Here is a 15,078-nt window from a genome sequence, read left to right as displayed (position 1 = left end):
GGTCTCCTATTCTAACTCTGGCGTCACCCCGGCCGATACAGCACGGGCCGCGTCCGCGAGAACGATGGGCGGCCGCGCTTGAGGCCCCATAGCGGCTGCGCCAGGGTCGCCACCGTCTCGGTCGGCGTCGACGCATCGATGCAGACCAGATCGGCCGGCGCGCCGACCCTGATGCCGTAGTCGGCGAGACGCATCAGCTTCGCCGCATCATGCGTCACCATGTCGAGGCAGCCGGCCAAATGATCGGGACGCGAGACGTGACAGACATTGGCATAGAGATTGGCCATGCGGATCAGCGAGCCGTCGCCATAGGGCGTGAACGGGTTGAGCACGTTGTTGGTCGAAAGCGAGCAGGTCACGCCCGCAGCGCGTAGCGGCTCCAGGGGGACCACGCCGCGTGGGATAGCATGATCCTGCCGGCGACCCATCAGATGCAGGTCGGTCGAGGGCAGCACGGTGACGGCGACCCCGGCATTGGCCAATTGCGCAGCGATGGCTTTGAAGCGCTGCGGCGGCAGCAGCGACAGCTGCGTGACGTGACCGACGGCGACGCGGCCGCCCCAGCCATATTCCTCGGTCTTGCGGCAGACATATTCGATCTGCATGTGATCGAGCGTCTCGGCTAGATCGAGATGCATGTCGATGTCGACGTCGTGCTCGCGCGCGATCGCGAAGATGCGGTCGATCTGCGCCGGCGGGTCGGTGTCGAAATACGGGGCGGCGCCGATGGTTCGCGCGCCGCGGCGCAGGCCTTCGATCAGCAGCTCCTCGGTGCCGGGATAATTGGTGAGACCTTCCTGCGGAAATACGCAGATCTCGAGATCGAGCGCCCAGGCATAGTCCTTTGCGAGCCGCCGGATCGCCTCGAAACCGATGAAGCCGATGCCGGGATCGAGCTCGACATGGGTGCGCATGCGCATCGTGCCATGGCTGACGCAGCGCTCCACCGTCTGCTTCGCTCGCGCGTAGACATCATCAGCGGTGAAGTTGCGCTTCGCGGCCGCGGTCTCGCGCACCGCCTCGGCGACTGTCCCGTCGCGGATGGTGCAGCGGTCGAGGATGCAAGTCTTGTCGAGATGGATGTGCGTCTCGATGAAGCCGGGAACGACGAGGCAATTCTCCGCGTCGCGCTCCGCGCCGTCGGCTGGCAGCGACGGCGCGATCGCAGCGATGACACCATCGGAAATTCCGATATCGGCGCGGCGCAGTTCGCCCTGCTGCGCCAGCACCGCGTTGCGAATGATCAGGTCCATGCTGCCGCCAGGGATTCCATACGCGCGCCAAGCTGGCGGCCCAGCTGCGAAAAGGCAAGCGCCATGCCAAGGCCCGTCCGCCGCAGCGCGCGGCCAGCGGTCGATACCATTCGTTTACAAATAGACGGCCGCCGGGAAGCACTTGTTTGCCGGGGAAAAACTGCTATATTGATGCATGGAAAACGTGAACGCGTTCTGCTCAGGCCCGTCGTCAAGGCGGGCCGTTGCCGTTTTGGGGGTAGCTGTCCGATGACTCGCTCCAACCGTACGGATCACATTCGCCTGACCTCGCACCCGGTGCCAGGCGCCAAGCACAATTTCCCGCTCCACTGGGGCGCCGAGAGCGCGCGCGAGCGCGGCCCGATCATCGGCACGGTGTCGCGTCCGCAGGACCGCAACGTGATCGGCAGCCATGGCGGCTCCTACACGGTCTACCGCGCGCTCGCGGTATCATCTGGTGCGCTCGATCCGATCCGCCGTCCGGATCTCACCAACACCCATCCCGCCGCCACCATCGGCCCGTTCACGCAATGGCGCGATCCGGCGAAGATCGTCGCGCTCGATCCCTGGGGCCATCTGGTCGCCGAGAATTTCGGCGGCGAGATCGCGGAAGGAATCGATATCCGGCCGACGATCGCCGTGACCAAGGCGCGCATCGAGCTGCCGGAACTGCATGCGGCGCTCGCCGCCAAGCGCCTCGTTCATGATGGCGATGTCGTGCACGCCAACGGCAGCGTGTCGGTGGTCAAGATCGCGATCGATCCGGTGTGGTACCTGCCCGGCGTGGCCGCGCGGTTCGGCACCAGCGAGACCAATCTGCGCCGCGGCCTGTTCGAACAGACCGGCGGCATGTATCCGGAGTTGGTGACCCGGCCCGACCTGCAGGTGTTCCTGCCGCCGATCGGCGGCACCACGGTCTATCTGTTCGGCGACGTCGACAAGCTCAATGACAGCCGGACGAAGATCACATGTCGCGTGCATGACGAGTGCAACGGCTCCGACGTGTTCGGCTCCGACATCTGCACCTGCCGCCCCTATCTGATCCATGGCATCGAGGAATGTGTCGCGGCCGGGCAGAACGGCGGCCTCGGCATCATCGTCTACAACCGCAAGGAGGGCCGCGCGCTCGGCGAGGTGACGAAGTTCCTGGTCTACAATGCGCGCAAGCGCCAGGAGGACGGCGACGCCGCCGCCGCCTATTTCGAGCGCACCGAATGCGTCGCCGGCGTGCAGGATGCGCGCTTCCAGCAGTTGATGCCCGACGTCATCCACTGGCTCGGCATCAAACGCATCGACCGCTTCATCTCGATGAGCGACATGAAGCATGACGCACTGGTGGGCCAAGGCGTCGACATCGTCGAGCGCGTGCCGATCCCGGACGAGCTGATTCCGGCGGATGCCCACGTCGAGATCGCGGCGAAGAAGGCGGCCGGCTATTTCTCGCTGGAGCCGCAGAAGCCCGAGGCGCTCGGCGACACCGTCGGCCGGCCGCTCGAGAAATACTGAGCGAAGCCTGAGATCATGGACGACGTCTCCTATCTCCTCTCGGCCCGCGCAGTGCGCGAGCGGGCGCATCAAATGCTTGCGCTCGGTCTTGCCGACAAGCTGCCGCATTTTCGGGTCGAGATCGGCAAGCTCGATGCAATCGCCGACCTCGTGCTGGACGTCACCAGCAAGGCCTATCCCGATGGCGAGGTGCCGTTCCACTCGCGCTGGCGGCATTTCGTGGTCGGCGGCGTCGATCGCTGGGCCGCTGTCGCAGACAAGATTCAGTGGAATGATGCGGCCTCACGGGCGCGCGCCGAGTTCGATCTCGCCATCACCAGCGTGCTGCTCGACGCGGGCGCCGGCGCGGCGTGGCGCTATCATGACGCCGTGACTGGCACGCGCATCGGCCGCTCAGAGGGGCTGGCGCTGGCCAGCCTCGACATGTTCGTGAGCGGTGCGTTTTCGGCCGACGCGAACGATCCGCTGCGGGCCGATGCGGCGAAGCTCAAGCAGCTCACGGTCGCGGATCTCGAACGCGGCTTTCAGGTCGGTGCCGACAATCCACTGGTCGGACTCGAAGGCCGGGTCGAATTGCTGCGAAGGCTGGGCGCCGTCGTCAATCCCCATTCCGATCGGAGCATCTTCCCAAATCGTGATACGCCAAGACCTGGCGGCTTGTTCGATGACCTCGCCGCGCGTGCTGAGGACGGCCGCATTCAGGCGGACGCGATCCTGCAATCGGTGTTGCGTCAGTTCGGCCGGATCTGGCCCTCGCGCATCCTGCTGAACGGCACCAGCCTCGGGGACTGCTGGCGTCATCCGTCACTGCCGACTGACGATGGCATCAGCAACCTCGTCCCGCTGCACAAGCTGTCGCAATGGCTGAGCTATTCGCTGATCGAACCGTTGCAGCGCGCGGGCCTAGTGGTCGAGAACATCGACGGCCTCACTGGCCTTGCCGAATACCGCAATGGCGGCCTGTTCGTCGATGGCGGCGTGCTGGTGCTGCGCGACCCTGCCGATGCCGCGCGCGCCCATGCAGTCGACTCGCCGCTGGTGGTGGAATGGCGCGCGTTGACCGTCGCCCTGCTCGACCGTCTGGCCTTGCTGATCCGTCAGCGCACCGGCCAGACCGCGGAGCAGCTGCCGCTGGCGCGAATCCTCGAAGGCGGCAGCTGGGGCGCCGGCCGCAAGCTCGCCTTCGCCCGCCGCCCGGACGGCTCGCCGCCGCTGACCATCATCAGCGACGGCACGGTGTTTTAAGGGGGGGTGAGGCTAAACTCATCGATCTTGCGCCTCCGTCATTGCGAGCGAAGCGACTTGTCCGCCATAGCCCGAAGGGCGACGGCGGAAGCAATCCAGGGCCAGGAAGGAAGTCTGGATTGCTTCGTCGCTCCGCTCCTCGCAATGACGAAACTGATGAAGTGCCTGTAGGGTGGGCAAAGCGCAGCGTGCCCACCATTCCAAGCTGAGCTAATATCAGGTGGGCACGGCGCTTCGCGCCTTTTGCCCACCCTACGCTTCGGAGATGAAAGCCATGGAAGGCGTCACGGTCGTCGATCATCCCCTGGTGCAGCACAAGCTGACCTTGATCCGCGACAAGTCGATCTCGACCAAGTCGTTTCGCGAGCTGCTCAAGGAGATCGGCATGCTCCTGTGCTACGAGGTCACGCGTGACCTGCCGCTCACGGAGGTCGAGATCGAGACGCCGCTGGCGCGGATGCAGTCGGCCAAGATCGCCGGCAAGAAGCTGGTGTTCGTACCGGTGTTGCGCGCCGGCGTCACCTTCGTCGACGGCATGCTCGACCTGGTGCCGACCGCGCGCGTTGCCCATATCGGCCTCTACCGCGAGCCGCAGACCTTCACCGCCGTCGAGTACTTCTTCAAGGCGCCGTCCGACCTGCAGGAGCGCCTCGCCGTCGTCGTCACACCGGTGCTCGCGACCGGCAACAGCGCGGTCGCCGCGGTCGACCGGCTCAAGGAGCGCGGCGCCAAGGACATCCGCATGGTCTGCATGATCGCCGCCCCAGAAGGCGTCGAGCGCGTGCGCGGCCTGCATCCTGATGTTGCGCTGTGGACCGCCGCGATCGACGAGGGCCTCGACGACGACGCCTTCATCGTGCCGGGTCTGGGCGATGCCGGCGACCGCGCCTACGGCACGAGGTAGCAGCGGTCAGCCGGCGAACGCGGCCTGCGCCTCCGGCAGCGCCCAGATCCTCTCGATCGCAGCAGCACCTGCGGCCATGATAGTCGCCTCGTTGCCGTGGAGATAGCGACCGTCGTGGATCAGCAGCCGGCCGTCGACCATCACCTGGTCGATGTTGGCGCGGTTGGCGAGGGCGATCAGGCCGCGGCGGGGATCGTGCAGCGGCTGGAGATGCGGATGCGTCATGTCGACGACGGTGAGATCGGCGGTCGCACCCTGTGCTATTACGCCCAGATCAGGCCGCTTGATCATCGCGGCGGCGATCGCCGTGACCGCGTCGATCAGTTCCGGCGCGCTCGCGGTCTCGGCGCTTCCCAGCGCGATCTTCGAGATCATCGATGCCGCGTTGAGCTCGCCGAGCAGGTCCATGTTGTAGCCGTCGGTGCCGACCGCCGTGCGTACGCCATGCGCGGCGAAGCGGCCGAAGGCGGCGGTGACGCCGGCGCGTGCGAAGACGCGCGGGCAGTTCAGCACGCCGGCACCACGCGCCGCCATCAGCGCAAGGTCCGCATCGGTCGAGGCGTGGCAATGCGCGGCCAGCAGATCTGGACCAAGCAGGCCGAGCCAATCAAGATATTCGGCCGGGGTGCGGCCGCCATAGCGTTGCGCGATGGTCGCGACCTCGCCTGCGCTCTGCGCCATGTGCGTCGTGATGGGAATGTCGAGCTCGCGCGCCCGGCTCACAGCCGCGCGCAACAAATCCGGTCCGCAAGTATCGGTCGCGTGCGGGCTCATCGCGAGACGAATACGGCCGTCGCCCTGGCCGTGCCAGCGCTGATACAACGCATTCCAGATCGCCATGTCGGCTTCGCCGTCATTGCCCGCGTAAGTCACGACGCCGGAGGCATCCGCCTTGGCATCTGATGTCGAGAACAGATAGGGCGCCCCGTAGAAGCGCAGGCCCATCTCGAGAGCCGCATCGAACAGCTCCGGGATCGTGTTGCGGAACGGCTCCATCACCGTGGTGGCGCCGCCCTTCAGGAGCTGCAGCACCCCCATGCGGCCGATCGCCAGCCGCTCCTCCACCGAAAGGATCTCGGCCCCGCGCTTGGACAGCGGCAGCAGCACCGTGTAGACGATGCTCTTGTTGTTGCGCCGACCGTTGCCGTCCTCGGTGAGCGTGCGTGCGATCGCCTCGCTGAAGATGTGGTTGTGCAGATTCAACAGGCCCGGCAGCACGAAGCGGCCGGGCCGGTCGAACACCTCGTCCGCCGCAGGCTTATCGGCCGTCACGGCCGCGATCTGCTTGCCCTCGATCAGCACCCAACGGTCGCGCAGCACGTCCTGCGCGCCGTCCTTGCGCGCCAGCACGTAGCTGCCGAAGATCGCGGTCGTGCTCATGCGCCCTTCGCTTCGGCCGCTTCGTGGCGCTGATAGTTGGCGGCGATCTCGGCGCCGGTGGTGATCCAGACGTCCTGGCACGACTTCGCGTAGGTCAGGAACTCGCGCAACAGGCGGAAACGCATCGGCCGCCCCGAGACCTGCGGATGCAGCACGGTCGTCACCATCGCGCCCCAGTCGCGGACTTCGTCCAGCTCGTCCTTCCACATCGACAGCACATGCTCTTTCGGAAAGATCGAGCGCGGCGAGAACCGCGCCGACAGGCCGTGCATCCAGTCGTCATAGCTCGCGGTCACCGGGATCTCGATCGTGCCGGGCTTGCCGTCCGCGAGGCGATGGCGATACGGCCTGACGTCGTCGCGGAACGACGAGGTGTAGATGATGCCCTGCCGCACCAGCGCTGTCAGCAGCTCCTCGCAGAACTCGCCGAACGGCGCGCGGTAGCCGATCGGCCGGACGCCGAGCCGGCGCTGGATCGCCTCGAAGCCGCGCTCGATCTCCTCGATGATGAAGGGATCACCGGGATCGGGCAAAAGATGGTGATAGCCGTGATGGCCAATCTCGTGGCCGGCCTTCAGCACGGCTTCGGCCATCGCCGGGTGCGCGTCGACCGCCCATCCCGTGATGAAGAACGTCGCCTTGAGATCGAGCTCGGCGAGCAGCTCGAGCAGCTTCGGCGTGCCGACGCGCGCCTCATAGCCGCCAAAGCTCATCGTCACCAGACGCGCGGCATGCGCCGGATCCTTCGAGGTCCAGGCGCTCTCGGCGTCGATGTCGAACGACAGGAACATGGCCGCGCGATACGGCGCAGGCCATGGATAGTCCGGCGCCGGCGGCGCGGTGTTGGCGGGAATGAGCGGAATGCCTGCGAGCGCCTTACTGTCCAGCATTGATCAGCACCTTCTCGATTCCATTGTCGCTGAGCTTCCACTTGGCCAGCAGCGCCTTGTAGCTGCCGTCGGCGATCAGGCCCTCCAGCGCGTCGCGCAAGGCCTCGCGCAGCTCCTCCGCCTTCACCGGCGTCGCCAGCCCCGTATACTGGTAGGCGATCGGCGCGCCGACCGGCACATAGGTGTTCGGCTCGAGATCCATGATGTAGGGCAAGGTCTCGTTGCCCTGCACGGCGGCGTCAATGCGGCCCTGCTTGAGCTGGGTCCGCGCATCGGCCGAGCCTTCCGTGCCGACGAACTGAATCGGGCTCGCGCCGCAGTTCTTCTCGCTCCAGGCGGCGATGTCCTTGGGGAACATCGTACGCCTGCTGGCGCCGACCTTCTTGCCGCACAGCGCGGCCGGCTCCTTGAGCTCGGCCGCGCGCGAAGCCTGGACGAATAAGCGCGGACCACTGCGCAGATAGTCGAGGAAGGTCGCGGTGTCCTGCCGGCTCTTGTAGTCGGTCATGCCGGTCAGGATGATGTCGAAGCGTTGCGTGGCGAGGCCCGGCATCAACTGGTCGAAGCTCGTCTCCTGCCACACCGCCTTGACGCCGAGCTTCTTGGCCAAGGCCTCGCCGAGCTCGACGTCGAAACCGGTCAAGGTCGCGGTGGCCGGATCCTTGAACTCCATCGGCGGATAGTTCGGCACCACCGCGATGCGCAGGCCGCTCTGCTTGATCTCGGCCGGCAGCTCGGCGGCGAGAGCCGCGCCCGCCACGGCCGCGCTCATGAACCCAGCCAACATGATCGACTTCAAACCCATCACCTCACCCCACTTCAGCTGCCAGAAATGCCTTTGTTCTCGCCTCGCGCGGCGCGCGCAGCACCTCACGGGCCGGGCCGCTCTCCACGATCACACCCTGATCCATGTAGACCACCCGGTCGGCGACCTCCCGCGCGAAGCCGAGCTCATGCGTCACCACCAGCATGGTCATGCCCGATGTCGCGAGTTCCTTCATCACGCTGAGCACCTCGCCGACCAGCTCGGGATCGAGCGCCGAGGTCGGCTCATCGAACAGCACCAGCCGCGGCTTCATGGCGAGCGCGCGCGCAATGGCGACGCGCTGCTGCTGGCCGCCCGACAATTGCGATGGATAGGAGCCCGCCTTGTCGGCGAGGCCCACCCGCCGCAGCAGCGCCATGGCCTCGTCCTTCGCTTCGGCCGGTCCACGCTTCTGCACCTGCACCGGCCCCTCGATGACGTTCTCCAGCGCCGTCATGTGCGGAAACAAATTGAAGCGCTGGAACACCATGCCGCAGGCGAGGCGCTGCCGCGCGATCTCGCGCTCCGACAGCCGATGCAGCCGGCCATCCTGCTCGCGGAAACCGAGCAGCGCGCCGTCGAGCCAGATGCCGCCGCTGTCGGCCGTGGTCAGCTGGTTGACGCAACGGAGCAAGGTGGTCTTGCCGGAGCCGGATTGCCCGATCAGGCAGACCACCTCGCCCTCGAAGACATCGAGCGAGACTTGCTTGAGCGCCTGGAATTCGCCGAAGCGCTTGCTGACCTGACGGATGGCGACGAGCGGCGTCATCAGCGACCCCGCGCGATGCCGCGGGCAAAACGGCGTTCGAGCAGCATCTGCAGCGGCGTCAGGATCGAAACCACGAGCAGATACCAGAGGCCGGCGACGATCAGAAGCTCGATGACGCGCGAATTGGCGTAGTAGATGTTCTCGGCCGAGTGCAGCACCTCCGGATACTGGATCACGCTGGCGAGCGAGGTCGCCTTGACCAGGCCGATGAACTCGTTGCCGAGCGGCGGGATCACCACCCGCATCGCCTGCGGCAGGATGATCCGGCGCAGCGCCTGCAGCCGTCCCATGCCGATCGCCTGCGCCGCCTCGTATTGGCCGATGTCGACCGACAGCAGCCCGGCCCGCATCACCTCCGAGGTGTAGGCGCCCTGGTTGATGCCGAGCCCGAGCAGCGCGGCCAGGAACGGCGTCATCACGTCGACGGCGCGCGCGCTCCACAGGCCGGGAATGCCGATGGTCGGAAACACCAGCGCGAGGTTGAACCACAGCAGCAGTTGTAGGATTAGCGGCGTGCCGCGGAACAGCCAGGTGTAGCCGGCGGCGACCGACCTCAGCACCGGATTGGGCGACAGCCGCATGATCGCGACGACCACGCCAAGCGCGATGCCGAGCGCCATCGCCGCGACGGCCATGACCATGGTGTTGACGATGCCGCGCAGGATCACCGGCGCGGTCAGGAAACGTTCGACGAACGACCACTCGATCTGCCCTTTGGCGAAGGCACACCCGATCGCGACGAGGATGACGACGATGACCGCAGCCGCGAGCCAGCGGCCCCAGTGCGCCTCGCGGGCGATCCTGTGTCCGGACAGATCCGGGAAGCCGCCGGCCAGCGCCTCGCTCCGGCTCATTGCGGCGCCGCGTTGAGCATCGGCTCGCGCACCGCATTGGCGCCGAGACCCCATTTGTCGAGAATGACCTTGTAGCTGCCGTCGGCGATCATCGCCTTGATCTGCTCGGTCACGACCTCACGAAAGCCTGCATCATCCTTGCGGAACATGATGCCCTGGTAGCCGAAGGCGATGGGCTCACCGACGATGCGATACTTGCCGGTCTCCTGCGACTGCGCATAGGGCAAGGTTTCGCTGCCCTGCACGGCGGCCTCGATGCGGCCCTGCTTCAGCTGGTTGCGGACATCGATCGAGTTCTCCCCCGGCACATATTGCGCCGCCGGCTTGCCGGCGGCCTCGCAGACCGCCTTGCTCCATTTCTCGATCTCCTGCGGGAAGCTGGTCGAGCGCGTGGTGCCGATCTTCCTGCCGCACAGATCGGTCGCGACCTTGGCATCGCTCTCCGCCAGCACGAAGAATTGCGGGCCTGTGACCAGATAGTCGACGAAGTCGGCGGTCTCGCGCCGCGAGGCGCGATCGGAGATGCCGGAGATGATGAAGTCGGCGCGCCTGGTCTGCAGCGATGGGATCAGCTCGGCGAACGGCGTCTCGCTCCAGACGATCTTGACGCCAAGCCGCTTCGCCAGCTCGTTGGCCAGGTCGATGTCGAGCCCCTTCAGCTCGTTGGTGGCGGGGTCGTGATATTCCATCGGCGCGTAGGTCGAGTTGACCGTGAGCTTGAGCACGCCAGCCTGCTTGATCTCGGCGGGCAGCTCCGCGGCTCCCGCCGGAGCGAGCGAGGCGAGGATGACGAAACCTGCGAACGACGAACGGCGCATCCTGCGACACTCCCCCATGTGAACGGCTAATCGACCGCGACCGGCTCGACCACGCCGGCGCGCTCGGTGATGACCTTGTACTGATCCGGCCGGCGATGCGCCGCGAAGTTGAACATCTTGTCCTTGCCCTGGCGGCACAGATCGAGGTCGATGTCGGCGACGATGACCTCATCGGCGAGCGTCGTCGCCTTCGCCACGATGCAGCCATTGGGATCGACGATGCAGGAGCCGCCGATCAGCCCGCTGCCGTCCTCGTCGCCGGCCTTGGCGACCGCGATCGCCCAGGTCGCGTTCATGTAGGCGTTGGCTTGCGCCACCAGCGTCGAATGGAAGGTGCGCAGCGAGGCATCCTCGGTGGTGCCGCCATTGGGATCGTAGGCCGCGGAATTGTAGCCGACGCAGACCAGCTCCACGCCCTGGAGCCCGAGCACGCGCCACGATTCCGGCCAGCGCCGGTCGTTGCAGATCATCATCCCCATGATCGCGCCGCCCCATTCGCTGCCGGCGCGCACCGCTGGAAAGCCGAGATCGCCGTAGCCGAAATAGCGCTTCTCCAACTGCTGATACCTGGCGCCCGGCCGCGGCTCGACCGAGCCCGGCAGATGCACCTTGCGATATTTGCTGATGATCTCGCCGTCGGGATCGACCAGGATGGAGCTGTTGAATCGGCGTCCGTCCGGCGTCAGCTCGGCATAGCCGACATAGAAGCCGACACGAACCTCTCGCGCCCGGTCGAACAGCGCAGCGACGGCCGGGTTTGGCATCGACCGCTCGAAATGGTCGTCGAGCGCCTCGTCTTCGAGGATCCATCGCGGAAAGAACGTCGTGAAGGCGAGCTCGGGGAAAACCACCAGCTTCGCGCCCTGGCTGGCGGCCTGATCCAGCAGCGCAATCATGCGGGACCGCGTGTGCGTCCGGCTGTCGGCGCGCTGGGTCGGTCCCATCTGGGCGGCGGCGGCGCGGAAGATTCGGCTCAATGGTGCCTCCGATCTGTGCGCCATGCCGAACGATCAGGCGGAACGCCGCCTGGATGCGCGCACTGGAAGAAGGGATCATTTGGCGAAAGCGGCGCGGGATTTGCAATCTGCCCACACGGCCGCGCGCTATGATATTTTGGCCGAGACCATCACCGGGGCTTATAGGACGACCATGCCATGAACCTGCGCCAGCTGGAGATCCTGCGGGCCGTCATCCGCCATCACACCACCGTCGCCGCCGCCGAAGAGCTGGCGCTGTCGCAGCCCGCGATCAGCAACGCGCTCAAGGCGATGGAGGCCCAGGCCGGCTTCACCCTGTTCGAGCGCGTCAATAACCGATTGTTTCCGACGCCGGAGGCAATGACGCTCTATGAGGAGAGCGAGGCGATCTTCACCTTGCACGCCCGGCTGGAAAACCGCGTGCGTGACCTGCGCGAGCAGAAGACGGGTCATCTGTCGATCGTCGCCACGCCGCCGCTCGCCTACAGCATCATCCCGCCGACCTTGTCAGGCTTCCTGCGGCGCCGGCCGCAGACGCGAATGTTCTTCGACGTGCGCCGCTACGAGGGCATCATCGAGGGCGTGCTCGGCAATGTCGCCGAGCTCGGTTTCGCGCTCGGACTGTCCGACCATCCCGGGATCGCCCATGAGGTCGTGCACACCGGCGAGATGGTCTGCGTGATGCCGGCCCGGCATCCGCTTGCCGAATGCGACGTGATTTCCGCGCGGGATCTCGCCGGGTTCCCGCTGATCGGCCTCGAACGCGGCACGCGCCTCGGCGAAGCCGTGCGCGAGAGCTTCCGGCAAGCCGATGCGGACTTCCAGCCGACCGTCGAAGTGCGTTACTGCAACACGGCCTGCGTGCTGGCTTCGACCGGCGTCGGCGTCGCCGTGGTCGATCCGTTCTCGCCGCGTCAGGGCGGGCCTGATCTCGTGGTACGGCCGTTCACGCCCTGCACCACGGTGTCGGCCTATGTGCTGTGGTCCGAGGCAAGGCCGCTGTCGAATCTGGCGAAGACGTTTCGAAACGAGGTGCGCAACGCGAGCCGGAGTCTCGCCGGTTGCGTCGACGCGATCGGGGCTCCGAGTCTCGCCGCTTCCGCGGAACGCGGCTGAGCTTGCCGTCCATGATTAAACCGGTGGACGTATCGTTTGCGGCCCATCATCCGAAACGCCTGCCTGCGGCGGGCTTCCCGGGATGATGCTCCGCGTCGCTGTCATCTTGCGGCTGGCGGCGGAGTTGTTGCAGTCGACCATGGCTCGCCCGCCCGCAATCGCGCCGCCAGCGCCGCCGCGCAGCCGGCGAGCAGCTTCTCGCCCTTTGTAGCAGATGCCTTGCGCGCATCGCCTGCGACGCCGGAGGTGGTGATGTCGGCGAACGATCTGAACATTTTCAGCGACGGCACCAGCGAGCCCATGATGTCGAAGCTCGGCCCAAAGGCCGCGTCGAGCCTCGCCGCATCGACGAGGCTGGGATGAACCGCCATCATCATCGAGGTCTCGGCTTCGCAGGCATGCATCACGCCCTCCTGATCCTCGAGAACCGCAGCCATCACCTCGCGCCCTTCCATGAAATAGGTCGTCGTCGCGATCGGCGCATTGAGATCGCGCGTCAATTCGCCGGTGAGAGTGGCCAGCGCCTGAATGTTGCCGCCATGGCCGTTGACGATCACGATGCGGCGGAAGCCGGCATTCAGGATCGAGCGACATAGGTCCCTGAGCACGGCGTGGTAGGTGGAGAGACCGAGGGTGAAGGTGCCGCCGAACGGAACGTGATGGTCGGCAAGCCCGCACCAGACGGTCGGCGCGACCACGATGGGATAGTCTGGAGCCAGCTCCAGCGCGGTGCGACGGCAGACCTCGCTGCACAGAAAGTCGTCAACTCCCGTCGGCAGATGCGGGCCGTGCTGCTCGGTCGAGGCCACCGGCAACAGCACGATCGCGTCGCGCGCCGCGAGCGCGCGAAGCGCTTCGGCGGAAAGTCTGTTCCAGGCGGTTTCTGTCATGACGGCTGCTCGCATGGTCGGAGATGAGGAAGCTTGGCTCATACCACCCGACACCGCAACGGCGCATCTCGGCACATCTTGCGCGCAGGCCGCGACAGCCGTCTCCGTGCACTCCAGCCACGACGCGGCTGCACGATACAGCGCCCTCTCCCACAGGGGGCGAGGGCGCAGTACCGGGCACCGCACCCTCGGCTAGATCAGGAGCATCCCTTCCATACACTCAAACATCGACAACGATTGCGATGACCTCAACAAGGTGCAACGGCCTTGCGTCCTCACGACACCAAGACCCGCACGGCAGGCCGACTCACGCCCGCGCCAACTCGATGTCGTGGGTCTGCTTCGTCTCCGCGTCGTACACCCTGATCTGCAACATCGGAAACCGGCGCTTCAGATCATGCGCGCCGTTGTGCGCGCCCTCTTTTGTCTTGAACTCGGTCTTGATCTGGCCATCGACCACGACGGCATAGCCGGTCAGCGGAAGGTCTTTGCCGGATTTGTCTTGAGCAGGCTTGTTGTGAACAGACTTCTCTTGGGCAGACTTGAGCATTGCGACGTCGATTCGTGAGTTGAAGGGGTGTCGAGACGCGATCTCTCCGCCTCGGACGACTCCGATGTAAGGTGAGTCTGTCGCGACGAGCAAGCGAAGACGTGTTCTTCACAAGCAGGACGATTACGGTTCAACCTGACGGAGCAGCGCCGGCCCGCGATGATCTCGGGATGTTCACTGCGAACGAGTCGCGCGAGTTTCAGATTTGCGAGCTTTCCGGACGCTCGGAGTCATGCTCGCCACCGCGAACGACGAGCGCTGTGGTCGCACGTCTCTCAGTGCCCGCAGCGCTCACCTCGCGCCGCCTCCAAGGCAGGAGCCCGATTCCAGCGTGAGATGCGCGCTCCAACTGAGCGAGGTCACGCAAAATCCCGGCGCATCGAATGAATGACTCAGCATGACCGCCATGCGCGAATTGCCCGTCGTGCCAGTCTGCCGCAGATAAACCGCTTGCACCGTCGGGCAAATCGGGGCGACATTTCGCGCATCCCGCCTCATGAAGAGGGGCGTGTCGCGAACGTCACGAGACGTGGAGTGCGGGATGCGATGGACGCAACGTGTCGCAGCGGGTGTCATGCCTGCGGACGAACGGCACGGCGCGGACGGCGAAGTCGCATGGTCCTGGCGCCGCGACGCTGGCGTCAAGCTCGTGATGAGGTGTCAGCCTCGCACGAGTGACGGTGGCAAGACAGCCCGTTCACCGGGGAGAATGCGTATAAGCCGTAACACCGTCGCGCAGGGAAGGCCGGGATGTCTCAGCCGAACCTGTGGTTCCTGCCCCGTGCATTCTTTCCGCACGGGGGCCATGGGGGCGGCGAGCTCCCGGCCTTCCCTGCGCCCTCTCACTTGAAGAGGGTGACGTCATGCAAGCCTCGGGCGTAACCTGCGCCGCGAGATCGCGATGTGCTGTCCTGCTGTTTGTCAGTGTGAACCCCGATCCCCGTGAGATCACGGATGCCGCGCCCGCCGCCCGGTATCCCTGTCGGCAGCTCGGCGCAGATGAGCGGGAACCGTCAACGGCGGCCCGGCGCGGTTGACCCTCCATTTACCTCACGATCGGCCACAACACTCGCGTTGATGCAGATCAACATCCTCGCTGAGAACGCGCCGCCTACTCACAA

General features: G+C 65.9%; 14 protein-coding genes. 4 read left to right on the top strand and 10 right to left on the bottom strand.

Annotated features, from left to right (window positions below; translation table 11 throughout):
* Window positions 1-23: 23 nt before the first annotated feature.
* Window positions 24-1,253, bottom strand: coding sequence for an amidohydrolase family protein (locus tag QX124_RS07030; protein WP_315738493.1), 1,230 nt, complete (start codon window positions 1,251-1,253; stop codon window positions 24-26).
* A gap of 249 nt (window positions 1,254-1,502) precedes the next feature.
* Between QX124_RS07030 and QX124_RS07025 the strand changes: the two genes are divergently transcribed.
* The 3 genes from QX124_RS07025 to upp all read left to right on the top strand — a co-directional run bounded on the left by QX124_RS07025 (window position 1,503) and on the right by upp (window position 4,908).
* Window positions 1,503-2,759, top strand: a complete 1,257-nt coding sequence (locus QX124_RS07025) for a GTP cyclohydrolase II (RefSeq protein ID WP_315796750.1) — start codon at window positions 1,503-1,505, stop codon at window positions 2,757-2,759.
* 15 nt (window positions 2,760-2,774) lie between these two features.
* On the top strand, window positions 2,775-4,004 hold the full coding sequence (locus QX124_RS07020) for a URC4/urg3 family protein (RefSeq protein ID WP_315796749.1): 1,230 nt from the start codon (window positions 2,775-2,777) through the stop codon (window positions 4,002-4,004).
* Window positions 4,005-4,278: 274 nt separating this feature from the next.
* Entirely contained in the window at window positions 4,279-4,908 is a 630-nt protein-coding gene (upp, locus tag QX124_RS07015; RefSeq protein ID WP_315738496.1) for a uracil phosphoribosyltransferase, read from the top strand.
* A gap of 6 nt (window positions 4,909-4,914) precedes the next feature.
* On the opposite strand, the gene QX124_RS07010 is transcribed toward upp, so the two are convergent.
* From QX124_RS07010 to QX124_RS06980, 7 genes are read right to left on the bottom strand one after another with little or no spacing between them, the layout of a single operon-like run.
* Window positions 4,915-6,288, bottom strand: coding sequence for an amidohydrolase family protein (locus QX124_RS07010; RefSeq protein WP_315796748.1), 1,374 nt, complete (start codon window positions 6,286-6,288; stop codon window positions 4,915-4,917).
* Window positions 6,285-7,178 carry a polysaccharide deacetylase gene (locus QX124_RS07005; RefSeq protein WP_315796747.1) on the bottom strand — a complete coding sequence of 298 codons (894 nt, stop codon included), beginning with the start codon at window positions 7,176-7,178 and terminating at the stop codon, window positions 6,285-6,287. The genes QX124_RS07010 and QX124_RS07005 overlap by 4 nt, the downstream gene beginning before the upstream one ends.
* The gene (locus QX124_RS07000; protein ID WP_315796746.1) at window positions 7,165-7,983 is read right to left on the bottom strand and encodes an ABC transporter substrate-binding protein; all 819 of its coding nucleotides are present in this window, start codon (window positions 7,981-7,983) and stop codon (window positions 7,165-7,167) included. Before QX124_RS07000 ends, QX124_RS07005 begins: the two co-directional genes overlap by 14 nt.
* Window positions 7,984-7,987: 4 nt before the next feature.
* The gene (locus QX124_RS06995) at window positions 7,988-8,755 is read right to left on the bottom strand and encodes an amino acid ABC transporter ATP-binding protein (protein ID WP_315796917.1); all 768 of its coding nucleotides are present in this window, start codon (window positions 8,753-8,755) and stop codon (window positions 7,988-7,990) included.
* Window positions 8,752-9,606 carry an amino acid ABC transporter permease gene (locus QX124_RS06990; protein WP_315796745.1) on the bottom strand — a complete coding sequence of 285 codons (855 nt, stop codon included), beginning with the start codon at window positions 9,604-9,606 and terminating at the stop codon, window positions 8,752-8,754. Before QX124_RS06990 ends, QX124_RS06995 begins: the two co-directional genes overlap by 4 nt.
* Window positions 9,603-10,424 (bottom strand): ABC transporter substrate-binding protein, encoded by an 822-nt coding sequence (locus QX124_RS06985; RefSeq protein WP_315772040.1) that lies wholly within the window; start codon window positions 10,422-10,424, stop codon window positions 9,603-9,605. The genes QX124_RS06990 and QX124_RS06985 overlap by 4 nt, the downstream gene beginning before the upstream one ends.
* 26 nt (window positions 10,425-10,450) lie before the next feature.
* Window positions 10,451-11,425 (bottom strand): N-carbamoyl-D-amino-acid hydrolase, encoded by a 975-nt coding sequence (locus QX124_RS06980; RefSeq protein ID WP_315796744.1) that lies wholly within the window; start codon window positions 11,423-11,425, stop codon window positions 10,451-10,453.
* Between the two features lie 153 nt (window positions 11,426-11,578).
* On the opposite strand from QX124_RS06980, the gene QX124_RS06975 reads away from it, so the two are divergent.
* Window positions 11,579-12,517, top strand: coding sequence for a LysR family transcriptional regulator (locus QX124_RS06975; protein ID WP_315796743.1), 939 nt, complete (start codon window positions 11,579-11,581; stop codon window positions 12,515-12,517).
* 101 nt (window positions 12,518-12,618) lie between these two features.
* Here QX124_RS06975 and QX124_RS06970 read toward each other — a convergent pair whose 3' ends face one another.
* Together QX124_RS06970 and QX124_RS06965 are read right to left on the bottom strand one after the other, a co-directional pair.
* Entirely contained in the window at window positions 12,619-13,407 is a 789-nt protein-coding gene (locus QX124_RS06970; RefSeq protein ID WP_315796742.1) for a creatininase family protein, read from the bottom strand.
* 307 nt (window positions 13,408-13,714) lie between these two features.
* Window positions 13,715-13,957, bottom strand: coding sequence for a hypothetical protein (locus QX124_RS06965; protein ID WP_315738505.1), 243 nt, complete (start codon window positions 13,955-13,957; stop codon window positions 13,715-13,717).
* Between the last annotated feature and the right edge of the window lie 1,121 nt (window positions 13,958-15,078).

The sequence above is a fragment of the Bradyrhizobium sp. SZCCHNRI3043 genome, from assembly GCF_032377735.1.
GTDB lineage: Bacteria > Pseudomonadota > Alphaproteobacteria > Rhizobiales > Xanthobacteraceae > Bradyrhizobium.
The sequence above is the reverse complement of the archived record's forward strand: the minus strand, read 5'-3'. Positions and strand labels throughout refer to the sequence as shown.